The 15,094-nt window shown below is 40.1% G+C and carries 7 protein-coding genes; 2 read left to right on the forward strand and 5 right to left on the reverse strand.

Annotated features, from left to right (window positions below; all coding sequences use genetic code 11):
- Window positions 1-117: 117 nt before the first annotated feature.
- From asnS to B7703_RS00050, 4 genes are all read right to left on the reverse strand, one after another.
- A complete protein-coding gene (asnS, locus tag B7703_RS00035; RefSeq protein WP_084923122.1) occupies window positions 118-1,461 on the reverse strand; it encodes an asparagine--tRNA ligase in 1,344 nt (447 codons plus the stop codon).
- A gap of 34 nt (window positions 1,462-1,495) precedes the next feature.
- Complete coding sequence (locus tag B7703_RS00040; RefSeq protein WP_084923125.1) at window positions 1,496-2,674, reverse strand: pyridoxal phosphate-dependent aminotransferase; 1,179 nt, start codon at window positions 2,672-2,674, stop codon at window positions 1,496-1,498.
- Complete coding sequence (locus B7703_RS00045; RefSeq protein ID WP_004258967.1) at window positions 2,671-3,159, reverse strand: cell wall elongation regulator TseB-like domain-containing protein; 489 nt, start codon at window positions 3,157-3,159, stop codon at window positions 2,671-2,673. The genes B7703_RS00040 and B7703_RS00045 overlap by 4 nt, the downstream gene beginning before the upstream one ends.
- A 187-nt stretch (window positions 3,160-3,346) precedes the next feature.
- On the reverse strand, window positions 3,347-4,543 hold the full coding sequence (locus tag B7703_RS00050; RefSeq protein WP_084923127.1) for an MFS transporter: 1,197 nt from the start codon (window positions 4,541-4,543) through the stop codon (window positions 3,347-3,349).
- Window positions 4,544-4,947: 404 nt separating this feature from the next.
- Here B7703_RS00050 and B7703_RS00055 point away from each other — a divergent pair, with 404 nt between their 5' ends.
- On the forward strand, window positions 4,948-5,496 hold the full coding sequence (locus B7703_RS00055; RefSeq protein ID WP_084923128.1) for an NADPH-dependent FMN reductase: 549 nt from the start codon (window positions 4,948-4,950) through the stop codon (window positions 5,494-5,496).
- Window positions 5,497-5,732: 236 nt separating this feature from the next.
- Here the strand turns inward: B7703_RS00055 and pclA are convergent, their stop codons facing one another.
- Window positions 5,733-13,277 (reverse strand): pneumococcal collagen-like adhesin PclA, encoded by a 7,545-nt coding sequence (pclA, locus tag B7703_RS00060; RefSeq protein WP_084923130.1) that lies wholly within the window; start codon window positions 13,275-13,277, stop codon window positions 5,733-5,735.
- Between the two features lie 216 nt (window positions 13,278-13,493).
- Here pclA and pclR point away from each other — a divergent pair, with 216 nt between their 5' ends.
- Window positions 13,494-14,978 (forward strand): virulence transcriptional activator PclR, encoded by a 1,485-nt coding sequence (gene pclR / locus B7703_RS00065; protein ID WP_084923132.1) that lies wholly within the window; start codon window positions 13,494-13,496, stop codon window positions 14,976-14,978.
- The last annotated feature ends 116 nt before the right edge of the window (window positions 14,979-15,094 follow it).

Here is a 15,094-nt window from a genome sequence, read left to right on the forward strand (position 1 = left end):
ACGAATTAAGGTAAAACTAAAAGGACTTAGCCCTGTACAATACAGAACTAAATCCTTTGCTTAAATTAATTGTCTAACTTTTTGGGGTCAGTACACCTTTTACTGTGATTTTTTTATTTACGGTTTGATACGGTGTAACATACGTGGGAATGGAATAGCTTCACGGATATGTTTTGTTCCTGCTGCGAAGGTCACCATACGTTCGATACCGATACCAAATCCTCCGTGTGGTACTGTACCGTATTTACGAAGGTCAAGGTAGAATTCGTACTCTGTACGATCCATGCCAAGTTCATCCATCTTAGCAACAAGGGCATCATAGTCTTCCTCACGCATAGATCCACCGATGATTTCTCCATATCCTTCTGGTGCAAGCAAGTCTGCACAGAGCACGCGCTCTGGATTCCCAGGAACTGGTTTCATGTAGAAGGCCTTGATAGCTGCTGGGTAGTTCATGACAAATGTTGGCACACCAAAGTGGTTTGAAATCCACGTTTCGTGTGGTGAACCAAAGTCATCACCATGCTCAAGATGTTCGTAGTCAGCGTCTTCATCATTTTCATGCTCTTGCAAGAGGTCAATAGCTTGATCGTAAGTGATGCGTTTGAAGGGCTCTGCAATGTAGCGCTTCAAGAGCTCTGTATCACGTTCCAAGGTTTCCAGGGCTTGAGGAGCACGGTCAAGAACACCTTGAAGAAGAGCTTTTACATAAGCTTCTTGCAAGTCAAGTGACTCATCATGTGTCAAATAGGAGTATTCTGCATCCATCATCCAGAACTCAGTCAAGTGACGGCGTGTTTTTGATTTTTCAGCACGAAATACTGGACCAAAGTCAAAGACACGACCAAGGGCCATAGCCCCTGCTTCTAGGTAAAGCTGACCTGATTGGCTCAAGTAGGCTGGAGTCCCGAAGTAGTCAGTTTCAAAGAGTTCAGTTGAATCTTCAGCCGCGTTTCCTGAAAGGATTGGGCTATCAAACTTCATAAAGCCGTTCTTGTCAAAGAACTCATAAGTCGCATAGATGATCGCGTTACGGATTTGCATAACAGCCACTTGCTTACGAGAACGGAGCCACAAGTGACGGTTGTCCATCAAGAAGTCTGTTCCGTGTTCTTTTGGTGTAATTGGGTAGTCTTGAGATTCACCGATTACTTCGATGTCTGTAATGTCCAACTCATAGCCAAACTTAGAACGTTCGTCTTCTTTGACAATCCCTGTCACATAAACAGAAGTTTCTTGGCTCAATCGTTTGATGACATCAAACTTTTCAAGTCCTACTTCTTCACCATATTTTTCTACAAAGTTTGGTTTAAAGGCTACACCTTGGAAGAAGGCTGTTCCATCACGCAATTGCAAGAAGGCAATTTTCCCTTTTCCTGATTTGTTGGCAACCCAAGCTCCAATCGTCACTTCCTGACCAACATAGTCTTTTACATCAATAATCGTTACACGTTTTGTCATTATTTTTCCTTTTCTTTTTCTTTTTCTTTTTCTTTTATTTTTCCATAAATGCTTTCAAGCGTTTAACTGCTTCTTTAAGCGTGTCTAAGTCTGTCGCATAGCTAAGGCGCACATTTTCTGGCGCTCCAAAGCCAGCTCCTGTTATGAGTGCCAGACCAACTTCTTCAAGAATAGCCGTTGTAAATGCTGTTACATCGCTATAGCCTTTCATCTCCATTGCCTTTTTAACATTTGGGAAGAGATAGAAAGCTCCTTGTGGTTTGACAACTTCAAAACCAGGGACTTCACACAAGAGTGGATAGATGGTATTGAGACGTTCTTCAAATGCTTGACGCATAACTTCCACAGAATCTTGCGGTCCAGTTAGGGCTTCGATAGTTGCATATTGTGAAACAGCAGTTAGGTTAGAAGTTGTTTGACCTGTCAATTTGCTCATAGCAGCAATGATTTCTGGATCACCCACTGCATAACCTACCCGCCAACCTGTCATGGCATAGGCCTTAGATACACCGTTGATAACAATGGTTTGCTTGCGAATTGCTTCTGATAGACTTGAGATTGGAACAAATTCATTTCCATTATAAACAAGGCGACCGTATATATCATCAGCTAAAATCAGAATGTCATGCTCAACTGCCCAATTTCCGATAGCTAGTAATTCTTCACGAGTATAGATCATACCAGTCGGATTAGATGGTGAATTGAGAACCAAAACCTTTGTTTTATCTGTCCTAACTAGTTCTAGTTGATCCACTGTGACTTTAAAATCATTGTCTTCTTTAGCTTGAACAAAGACTGGAATCCCTTCTGCCATCTTGACCTGATCTCCATAACTAACCCAGTATGGAGTTGGAATAATAACCTCATCTAAAGGATTGATTACAGCCATAAAGAAAGTATATAGGGAGAACTTGGCACCTGTAGCAAAGGTAACCTCGTTACTTGCGACAGAATAGCCATAGTAGCGCTCGAAGTAGGTATTCACTGCAGCTTTTAATTCTGGTAGACCTGAAGCTACTGTATAGAAGGAAGCCTGTCCTTCTCGAATAGCTTTAACTGCTGCATCTTGAATATTTTCAGGAGTGTGAAAATCTGGTTGTCCCAAGGTCAAGAAAAGGACATCCTTACCTTGAGCTTTTAATTTTTTTGCTCTCGCATCACTAGCTAAAGTGACACTTTCTTCCATTTCTAAAACACGGTTGGATAGTTTCATAGGCCCTCCTTATCGACCAATGCTCCTGTTTCAAAATCTACTAGATAAAAATCAGAGCCTGACTTGACTTCCCAGATTGGCTTTTCTTGATAACGGCCAAAGGTGATCTTGTCAATCTCGCCAGCTCCTTTTTCCTTAGAAACGGCTTCTGCTTTTTCTTGTGAAACACCTTGATTTAGCTGATAAACGTAAATCTTATGGTCATCTTTTCCAATCAGGACAGCAAGTGCTTCTTGTTTTTTATTACGACCAAGAACGCTATAATAGGATTCCAAGCCATTGTATAAGTCAACCTGATCAGCCTGCTCTAATCCTGCATACTGCTGAGCTAATTTTTCTCCTTCACTTTTAGCTGTTTGATAAGGTTTCATACTCAGAAACACTAGATACAGAAAGGAAGCACTGATAACCACAAACAAAATCGTCATCCCTAGACCATACTGCCACAGTAGATTATTTTTTGCTTTATTTTGTCTTTTTTTCACTCGTCTATTTTACCATCTATTGGGCTTTATTACAAGTGAATATAAGAACAATCGCACTTTATTTCTTCCTTCAAAGCAAACCGATTTTTCTTGTTTAAAACCGAGCAAGAAAAGTAAAGACAGCTCCAAAATCGACCTATTAAAAAACTTGAGCTTTGGTACTCAAGTTTTTAGAATTTCTTTTAATTTATGGAATTAGTTTATCATCTATTCTTTTAGCCATTTTTCCTAAAAATACAGGCAGTAGAAGGCTAATCATGACTAAAAAGAATCCTAGATAAAGAAATGCTACTACAAAGCCTAAATGGTCAATCAACCACCCTGTCAGTGGGAAGAATACAATCATACTTAGGCTAAACATCATAGAGTAGACACTCAGCATGGTTGCCCTTACTTCACTTGGAAGGCGCTCTTGCAAATCATTGTCAAAAATCGGCTGAAAAAGAGCATATAGAGCATTACTAATCAAATAAATCAAAATATAGATTAGAGGTGTTCCAAAGTAGGACAGCATATAGGTGACTCCAGTCAGCAGGACGAGAAGAGGGAAAATCTTCAAGGCAGCATATTTCTTTCCAATCTTACTCGCTAGATAGACTGCAAGGATATTCAAGAGACTTCCAAGTAGCATAACTGCTGAAATTTGCCAGCTACTTAAATCCGGTAACTGATTTTGATAGTAAAAATAAAACATGCACATAAGTGTCCCAACAATCTGAGACAAAATCATCCAGTTGAAGAGCATGGGATTTCGCTCCAACTCTTCCTTAACAGTCCAAATAATCTGTTTCATGGTCACACTATCAGCTTTTTCTAGCTTGACACTAGGTTCTTTCAGCATCCAAATCAGGAAAAGAACTATGATAGAAGTGGCAATCATGATATAGTAGGTCAGGTGCAATTGACCATGGACAAAAAATCCCGCCAATACTGTCCCCAAAGACCGAGTTCCTTCTGCTACTCCTGACATAAAACTTGAAATAGATAAGTAACGCTTCTTGAGTCCAGCTTCCACGGCTGAATCATAAACCATTGCTGCGCTTGTTCCTGAATCAAAATTATAAGACAAGGCATTTATCGCCATAGCTAGTGCATAAATCCAAAAATTTCCTTGCCCAGCCAACATGAGAATAGAAGACACAATTCCTGCTATACGACTTAAATAAAGGTTGGTCTTATAGGAATAGCGGTCAGCTAACATACCAGATGGAATTTCACAGAGAAGACTGGTCGTATGAAAAATACTCTCCAGAAGTCCAATCTGCCAAAGAGACATTCCGTTTTGACTGAGAAAGAGAATCCAAAAACTGGTAATCCCTAGAAATGCAAAAAACTCAACTCCGGCCATCAGGCCAATATTTTTCCGATAATTTCTTATTAACATTTTTTCTCCTTTAACAAGTGTATTATTATTTCTTTTGTCTGTCACTTGTTAATCTTTGCCTTACATGATCTCCACTCCTTTTTAGAAGCATTCTTCAATGCCATTATTGTTCCTTTAATGATTTATGAAATGATACCGGAAAATAGCTGTTATGCGGTTTCTATTGCGAGTTTTCTTGTTTATTTTAGCACTTATGTAATTATATTACAAGAGAATATTGGAATACTCCTATAAAATCCAAAAAACAGTTCTTACTTTTCCAGTGGCAACTGACTAGAGTTTCAGCAATTTTATAATTTTCAAATAAACTCTGAGCAAATTTCTTGCAAGTCCTTTTGTTTTGTTGTAATATATTTTATAACAACGAGGTAATTCTCGAAATTTTAAGAAAAAGGAGACATATCATGTCTAAAAAAGTATTATTTATCGTCGGATCACTACGCCAAGGTTCTTTCAACCACCAAATGGCTCTCGAAGCTGAAAAAGCACTTGCTGGTAAAGCAGAAGTTAGCTATCTTGATTATTCAGCCCTTCCTCTTTTCAGCCAAGATTTGGAAGTTCCAACTCATCCAGCTGTAGCTGCTGCTCGTGAAGAGGTTCTCGCTGCGGATGCTATCTGGATTTTCTCTCCAGTCTACAATTTCTCTATCCCTGGAACAGTGAAAAACTTGCTTGATTGGCTATCTCGTGCCCTTGACTTATCTGATACACGTGGCGCTTCTGCTCTTCAAGACAAGTTTGTCACAGTATCATCTGTAGCCAATGCAGGTCACGATCAACTTTTCTCTATCTACAAGGACCTCTTGCCATTTATCCGTACACAAGTCGTTGGTGATTTCACTGCTGCACGTGTCAACGACTCTGCCTGGGCAGACGGAAAATTGGTTCTCGAAGAAACAGTCCTAAACTCAATTGAAAAACAAGCTCAAGACTTGCTCGCAGCAGTTCAGTAAAAAATAAAGAATTTTTAAAAGTCTAAATCAATGATCGCCACCTAATAGGGTGGCATTTTTAGACTCAATCAAGATTTTCAGACAAACATCAGACATCCAAAAAAACCTTGAGCGTTACCACTCAAGGTTTTTAGCAGTCTTTTCCATCATAGGAAAATCATTCTAAGAATATTCTTTCATTCGAGATCTATCACTTATCATCTTCTTTCGAGAAATTAGTGACTGCTTTTGGCTGATTAATCTTCCTTTCTTCGTCCTACATATAGGCTCAATAGAATACCGCTACCTAGAAGAACAGAGATATAATCAGATTGGCTTCCAGTTTCAGGTAATTTGTCACCATGGTTTTCTTTAACTGTAGTTGGAACTACTGGGTTAGCATTTACTGGAGTTGCTGGTTGAGCCGGTGTTGGTACTACTGGTTGTTCTGGAACCGCTGGTACTGGTTTAACCGGTACTTCTGGTGTTGGAACAACTGGAGTTGGTTGTACTGGCACTTCTGGTGTCGGTACATTTGGTGTTGGTTGCGCTGGCACAGGTTTAACCGGTACACTTGGTGTTGGTTGTGCTGGTACTGTTGGCATATCTAATTCTGGTACTTCAGTAACTTCAGGCATACCTGGTACTCCACCGTTAAATTCTGGCAATTCATGAACTTCTGGCATTCCTGGCACACCACCGTTGAATTCTGGCAATTCATGAACTGGTGGTTCTGGCATTGCAAACGTTGGTCCTTCTGGCACATTACGTGTTGGAGGAACTGGTTTGTCATTTGATGGTGTTACTGGTTTGTCTTGGCATCCACATTTTCCGTCTTTGCCGTCTCGACCATCACGTCCATCTCTACCATCTTTGCCATCTTTAATAACTGTTTTTGTCACAGTTCCATCAGAATTGATGATTGTGATTGTATGACTACCATCACCATTATCTTCAACAGAAACTTTTGGTGATTTACCATCTTTACCGTCTTTAATCACCATTTCTGTCTTACTTCCATCCGGATTAGTGATTGTTACAACGTGAGTTCCATCGTTATTATTTTTAACAGTTACACTTGGTGAAACGCCATCTTTACCGTCTTTACCATCTTTGATAATAGATTTGTATTCACGACCATCAGAATCTACGATTGTTAATGTATGAGTTCCGTCTCCGTTATCAACGATGTTAGCTTTTGGTGATTTACCATCAAAGATTGTAGTTGTAGTTTCTTTACCATCAGCACCTGTCACTTTAATAGTGTGTGAACCATTGTTGTTATCAATCACTTCAAGTTTTGGTTCTTTACCATCACGAACTGTAGTTGTTGTAGTTGTACCGTCTGAGTTCACAACTGTGATAGTGTGAGTTCCATCTCCGTTATCCACAACCTTAGCAGTTGGTGATTTACCGTCACGAACTGTGGTTTCAGAAACAGTACCATTACCGTTTTCTACACGAATTGTGTAAGTACCATCATGGTTGTCAGTAACAGTTGCTACTGGTGATTTACCATCTTTAATGATTGTTTCAGTAGTTGTGCCGTCACCATTTAGAACTGAGATTTTGTGAGTTCCATTTTGTTCATCAGTTATAGTAACTTTTGGTGATTTACCATCACGAACTGTGGTTTCAGTTGTCACACCTTCTGGATTTGTAATAACGATTGTATGACTTCCGTCTCCATTATCACGAACAGATGCGGTTGGTGTACGTCCGTCAACACCGTCACGTCCATTCTTAACGACAAACTCATTCTTAGTTCCATCTGGATTTGTAATTGTTACTGTATGGCTTCCATCTGGATTTTCAGTAGTTGTTGCTGTTGCAGCTTTACCATCTTTACCATCTTTGATGATAGCATTCGTAACATTACCGTCTCCATCCGTAACTTTAACAGTATGAGTTCCATCATTGTTATCCGTTACTTCAACTTTTGGAGTCTTACCGTCTTTACCGTTTTTAACAACTGTTTCTTTAGTTGATCCATCTGGATTTGTTACAGTAATTGTATGACTTCCATCTGGATTTTCTGTTGTAGTGATATTGGCAGTTTTACCGTCTTTACCATCTTTAACTTTAGTTGTTGATTCAGAACCATCAGGGTTTCTAACAGTAATAGAGTGTGTTCCATCTCCATTGTCCGTTACATTTACAACTGGTGATTTACCGTCTGCTCCATTAGCTCCGTTTTCACCTTTTTCACCTTTTTCACCTTTGTCGCCTTTTTCACCGGCTACTCCTTGAGGTCCACGGATATTACCAATCTTGTTCCAAGAACCATTTTCTTTCTTGTAAACATCACCTGTGTTAGCATCGATGTAAGTATCACCGTCTTTACCATCATTAGCAGTTGGGGCAGTAACTCCACTTAATAATTCAGCTCCTCTTATAGCATCTTTACCATCATTACCATTCTCTCCTTTTGGAGCAGGAGGAATAACAGTACTTGATATCAACTCATCACCTTCATCAAATACACCATTATTATTATTATCATAATATGCTTTTATTTCGGTTCCCGCATATTCACCTGATGGTTTAGGTTGAGTTGATGTTGGTTGTGATGCTGTTGAGCCTGTAGCTGATGGTTGTGAACCTGTTGAACCTGTAGTAGTTGGTTGTGGTGTTTCTGATGAATCAGTTGCACTTCTATTTTCATCTGGTAATGATCTTCTATTTCTTGCACTTCTAGATGTTGAAGGTTGTGAATTTCCAACTAATCCAGCACCTCTTCTAACTGCTTCTACTAACTCTTTTAAATTAATAGTTGGTGTACGACCATCTTTACCATTCTTACCATCTTTTACTGTAAAGGTTACTGGATCTTTTCCTGGTGTTGTGATAGTTACAAGAGTACTTTGGCCATCTTGTCCACGTTGAGTAGTGATTGTAGGAGTTTGTCCATCCTGACCGGTTGCACCAGTTTCTCCCTTAGCACCATCTTGAACAAAGACTGTAGTTGGTTGTGAACCATCATGGTTATCAACAGTGATTTCTACACCTTTATGACCTTCTTCATCCTTACGAACAGCTGTTACTGTTGGAGAGACTCCGTCCACTCCGTCTTTAATAACTGCTAGAGGTTTTTCTGGGTTCAATGGTTGACCTGGATGTGCTGGATCTTCTTGGTAAACTTTAGTTTCTTTACCATCTTTGACAGTAAGCAATGATTTACCATCACGTCCGTCCGCACCTTTAGCACCATCTTTAATCATTTCAGAACCTAGAAGTTCATCAGTTCCTGGTGTGTATTTACCATCATTGTTTTCATCAGTATAGAATGTCACAATTGTATGAGATGGATTTCCGTTTTGTCCTTCGACACGAAGCAAATCAACTTTTGGAGTTTTACCGTTTAGACCATTTTCTCCGTCCTTAACATTTACTGTAACTGGATCTTTACCTGGAACAGTGAATGTAATGTCGGTACTATGACCATCTTTACCTGGAGTTACCGTTACTTCTGGAGTCTTACCATCTTCTCCACGTTCACCTTTGTCCCCTTTAGGTCCTTTGATGTTGCCTTCTTTATCCCAGTTGCCGTTATTCTTAACGAATACATCGCCTGTTTCTGTATTGACGTATTTATCGCCGTCTTTACCTTGATTTGCTTCTGGGTTAACTTTGCCGTTCAAGACGTCTTTTCCGTCGCGTCCATCTCGTCCGTCACGACCTGCTGCGCCATCACGTCCGTCGCGTCCTGGTAAACCTTGTGCTCCGTCTTGACCATCACGACCTTGAAGACCTTGTTCACCTTTGTCCCCTTTAGGTCCTTTGATGTTGCCTTCTTTATCCCAGTTGCCGTTATTCTTAACGAAGACGTCGCCGGTTTCTGTATTAACGTATTTATCGCCGTCTTTACCTTGATTTGCTTCTGGGTTAACTTTGCCGTTCAAGACGTCTTTTCCGTCGCGTCCATCTCGTCCGTCACGACCTGCTGCGCCATCACGTCCGTCGCGTCCTGGTAAACCTTGTGCTCCGTCTTGACCATCACGACCTTGAAGACCTTGTTCACCTTTGTCCCCTTTAGGGCCTTTGATGTTGCCTTCTTTATCCCAGTTGCCGTTATTCTTAACGAAGACGTCGCCGGTTTCTGTATTAACGTATTTATCGCCGTCTTTACCTTGATTTGCTTCTGGGTTAACTTTGCCGTTCAAGACGTCTTTACCGTCGCGTCCATCTCGTCCGTCACGACCTGCTGCGCCATCACGGCCATCGCGTCCTGGTAAACCTTGTGCTCCGTCTTGACCACGCTCACCTTGAAGACCTTGAGCACCTTTGTCCCCTTTAGGTCCTTTGATGTTGCCTTCTTTATCCCAGTTGCCGTTATTCTTAACGAAGACGTCGCCTGTTTCTGTATTGACGTACTTATCGCCGTCTTTACCTTGGCTTGCTTCTGGGTTAACTTTGCCGTTCAAGACGTCTTTACCGTCGCGGCCATCACGTCCGTCACGACCTGCTGCGCCATCACGGCCATCGCGTCCTGGTAAACCTTGTGCTCCGTCTTGACCACGCTCACCTTGAAGACCTTGAGCACCTTTGTCCCCTTTAGGTCCTTGTAGCCCTTGTGGTCCTGCAACTCCATCTTCACCTTTTAGACCTTGAGGTCCACGAATGTTACCAATCTTATCCCAAGTTCCGTTTTCTTTCTTATAAACATCACCTGTAGTTGCATCGATATAAGTGTCGCCATCTTTACCATCATCTGCTGTTGGTGCTTTAGGCCCACTTAATAATTCAGCACCATTACGTCCGTCACGTCCATCTTGACCATTAATTCCATCTGTTACAGGTGGAATATCAGCTTCATCAATTAATTCATCTACATCTGGATCGTATACACCATTATGGTTATTATCAAAGTACGATGTTATACGTAGCCCATTTTTACCATTTATTTTTGGTTTTGGTTTTGCAGCAGTTGCATCATCAGATAATGCTCTTCTTACTCTTCCGCTTCTTTGATTGTTTAATCTTGCTGCTGCTTCAGCTAAGGCATTTAAGTCGATGGTTGGTGTACGTCCATCTTTACCATCTTTAATGTTAGCTACAACAGGCTCTTCTCCAGGAATTGTAAATGTAATGTCAGTACTATGACCATCTTTACCACGAGCTGTAGTAATTACTGGCGTTTTACCATCACGTCCTGCTGCCCCTGTTTCACCACGTTCGCCTCGATCACCTTTAGCACCTTGTGCCCCAGTTAATCCACGTTCACCTTGGTCTCCTTTTTCACCTTTGGCACCATCTGCAATGACAACTTCTTTTAGTTTTGTATCTCCTGCATCAAATTCGTTGTTGTCATTTTGATCATAATAGAAGATAACAGTTGTTGTTTTATCAGCTTCATTTCGTTGAGTCGCAACTAATGGGCTTGCTCCATCGAAACCATCTCTTACAACAGTATTTGTAACATTACCTCTACCGTCGTTAATAGTGATAGTGTGAGTACCGTCTTCTTTATTATCTTTAACGGTTACGGTTGGAGTTACACCGTCACGACCTGCCTGACCTCGGTCTCCTTTTTCACCTTTAGCTCCAGTGAGACCGCGTTCGCCTTGGTCTCCTTTTTCACCTTTAGCTCCAGTGAGTCCACGTTCGCCTTGATCCCCTTTTTCACCTTTAGCTCCAGTGAGACCGCGTTCGCCTTGGTCTCCTTTTTCACCTTTAGCTCCAGTGAGACCGCGTTCGCCTTGATCCCCTTTTTCACCTTTAGCTCCAGTGAGTCCACGTTCGCCTCGGTCTCCTTTTTCACCTTTGGCACCTTGGGCTCCAGTCAGACCGCGTTCACCTCGATCTCCTTTTTCACCTTTAGCTCCAGTGAGTCCACGTTCGCCTCGGTCTCCTTTTTCACCTTTGGCACCTTGGGCTCCAGTTAGACCGCGTTCGCCTTGGTCTCCTTTTTCACCTTTAGCACCTTGGGCTCCAGTTAGACCGCGTTCACCTTGGTCTCCTTTTTCACCTTTAGCTCCAGTTAGACCGCGTTCGCCTTGGTCTCCTTTTTCACCTTTGGCTCCATCTTTAATAGCAATTTTTTGAACAAGTTCGTCTACACCTTCAGTATAAACACCGTTGCCATCGTTATCAAGATAGAAAGTGAGGTTATTTGTATCACCGACTTTATTTTGATCAACACGTGGTTTTACTGTATCGATTAGCTCTTTAGCCACACCAATTTGCATAATACGTGGCTTAGCTTCTTTAGTAACACTATTACTAATTGGCAATCCTAAAATTGTTTCGCTACCAAATCGATGAACTTTATAGGTAATTTGACGTTGGCCTTTTTCACCTTCTCGAACTAATCTAGTTTGACCTTCTGGTAACTTACTAGTTGGAAGATAGACAGTTTGGAAGTCAATGTCTTCTGAAACAGTCTTATTATTAGTACCACCATAAGGGTTTGCATCCAAGTATAGTGGATTTGCTCTATGATAATAGTTGGAGTTGCTGTATGGGTCATTGCTAGTAGCGGCACCGCCACCACCTTGGTCCACGTTAAAAGTAACAGGTTTCAAACGAACAGACAAGTCACCATTTGGATTATTGATTGGCAAACTAAATCTGATTGTTTGTTCCGTATTTGTTGAAGTAGCAGAGGTCATACTGTATCCTGAGTGAGATACGTAGTTGGCACCTTGGCTAATAGGTTTTGATTGATCTCTTAACCTTGGAGTTGTGATTGTCGCATTGGAAGGATTTCCAAATCCATCCCCTTTATCCAAGATAAAGTTATTATTAACAAATTCGCCCGGACCAGAATATTTGATTGTGAAATTCAATTTATTACCTTGACGTACTGTTGTTACATCGTAATGAATTGAATTACCACCACGTGAGTTCCCGTAGCCACGGAAACTATAACTACGACCACCTTGACTAATATCTGCAAATGCAACTGTATTTCCAGAACCTGAGACAATTGGGTTGGCTGGATTGCTAGCCGCTCTAAAACCACTATGCCCTTTATCCAAGTCTTCCTTACGGATAGCTGGATTTTGGCGAGCATCAGAAAGGCTCAAACCTGGTTTCAAGATTTCATTAGTAGATTCTGGAGCTGAAGTTGTTTCTACTTTAGCAGCTGTGCTAGTCGGCAAAACAGCTCTGTCAACAGCTGAACGATCAGTCGTTGTTGCAGCCGGTTTAGCTTCTTCTTTGGCTTCTGCTGTGTCAGCTTTCTTCACTACAGGAGTTTCTGATACAGTTCCTTTATCAGAGTTAGAACGAAGTTCTAGACCAATAATAGCTGATTGGATAGATGACTCTGCTGCTGATACTTCAGCTTCAGTCGCATCTGCTTTCCCAAGCAAACCTTGACCAGTTTGGATACTTGCTTGCAAGTTAGCAGCACTTGCTTCTGTATATAACTTGCTTTCTAATTTTTTAGCACGCGAAAGAGCCGTTAACAATTTTGACTTGTCAACAGCATCTTGATGCGTTACTTCTTCTTTTTTGTCTTTTGCTTCTTCAACTTTTTCTGCTGTTTTAGTAGCTTCTTCAGTTTTAACTGGAGTCGTTTCTACTGGATTAGCTACAGTTGGAGCTGCATAAGTTGTTTCTTTTTTAGGTGTTGATACTTCTGCTGGTTTAGTAGCTTCTTCTACCTTATCAACAGAAACACTATTAGTTGCTTCAGGATGTTGTTCCTCCGCTTGTACTGATTGCGCATTGGCAGCAGTTCCCAAGACTAAGGCTGTCCCGAGCAAGACACTAGCCGCACCAAAGTGATACTTACGAATAGAGTATCGTTGTTGCATGCTATACCAGTCAAATGATTTCTTATGTGAATGTTTCATTTCAAACTCCTAGATAGTATTTTATAGTTTACAATTTACAACTATTTGAGCCATTAATCAATATTATCTATGAAATTAATATATCTGATTTTTGTACCATGGAGCCATATTTTTTTTTTTTTTTTTTGAATTTAATGTACATATTTTTAATTCTTGTTTTTTTGTACAACAGAATCATAATTATGATACAATATAATTTAGGAGGAAAATACCTATATGCGTAACCTTTTATCTACGAAAGATCAGCGACAATTACGTTTAATGGAAACCCTAATCCAACATCGTGATTGGATGAAATTACATGAACTTGCCGACGAATTAGGATGTACTGAACGAATCTTAAAAAGTGATTTAAATGAATTGCGTGCTGCCTTTCCAACTATCGATATCCAGTCTTCTGTTAACGGAATTATGATAGATTTAGAAGTTAATACTAGCGTTGAAGATGTTTATCAATATTTTCTTGCTCATTCTCAATCTTTTCGATTACTAGAGTATCTGTTTTTTAATGAGGGCCTACCTATTTATCGAACAATAGAAAATCTTCACTCTAGTAATGCCAACCTCTATCGATTGGGCAGAAATATTACAAAAACTCTGTCAACTCAATTCCAAATTGAACTATCATTTACTCCATCCGAAATACGTGGGAATGAAATCGATATTCGCTATTTTTTTGCCCAATATTTTTCTGAGCGCTATTATTTCCTAGACTGGCCTTTTCCTGACCTTCCTGAAGAGGATTTAACAGAGTTTGCTGATTTCTTCTATAAAATCACGAATTACCCGATGCGATTTTCAATTTATAGAATGTATAAATTGATGATAGCTATCAGTATTTACCGCATCAAAAGTGGTCATTTCGTCGACTTACCCAATCATTTTAACGATGAATACTACCCTCTTTTGATGAGTATTCCAAACTTTGAGGAGATACTTGTCCATTTTTCTGAAAAACTGGGACTGGAAATCACTCCAGATATCATCGCACAAATTTTTATTTCCTTTATTCAAAACAATCTTTTCTTAGATCCTCAAGAGTTCTTTAATTCATTAGAAGAAAACAGTGAAGCTAGATACTCATACCAATTACTTAGTCAAATATTAGAACGCCTATCAAAACAATATAAGATTACTTTTACCAACCACGATGAGCTTATTTGGTATTTGCACAACACTGCTTTCTTTGAAAGACAGGAAATCTTTTCTACCCCAATCTTATTTGAACAAAAAGCATTGACGATTAAAAAATTTGAAGTTTACTTCCCAGACTTTATGGGGAGTGCACGTCAAGAACTAGCCCAATACCGTCAGGCGATTGGACAGCATGACCATCCTGAACAGTTGGAACACTTGATGTACACCATCTTAACCCATGCTGAAAACCTCTCTACTCAGTTGTTAGAAAATCGACCACCTATCAAGGTTTTGATTATCAGTAACTTTGACCACGCCCTATCACTTACTTTAAAGGATATGCTTACATACTATTGTAACAATCGATTCACCTTTGATACTTGGGATGAATTAGAAACAAGCCCTGAGATTTTAAATCAGACAGGTTATGATATCATCGTGTCTAATTTCTATATTCCAGGAATTACCAAGAAGTTTATTTGTCAAAATCATCTGTCAATAATGGATTTGGTTAATCATCTTAATACTTTATCAAATGAGATTCATATATCCAATACTTTATAAGATAGAAAAAAGTCAGCATAATTTGTACTGACCCCAAAAAGTTAGACAATTAATTTAAGCAAAGGATTTAGTTCTGTATTGTACAGGGCTAAGTCCTTTTAGTTTTACCTTAATTC

The sequence above is a fragment of the Streptococcus mitis genome (genome assembly GCF_002096735.1).
Classification (GTDB): domain Bacteria; phylum Bacillota; class Bacilli; order Lactobacillales; family Streptococcaceae; genus Streptococcus; species Streptococcus mitis_CZ.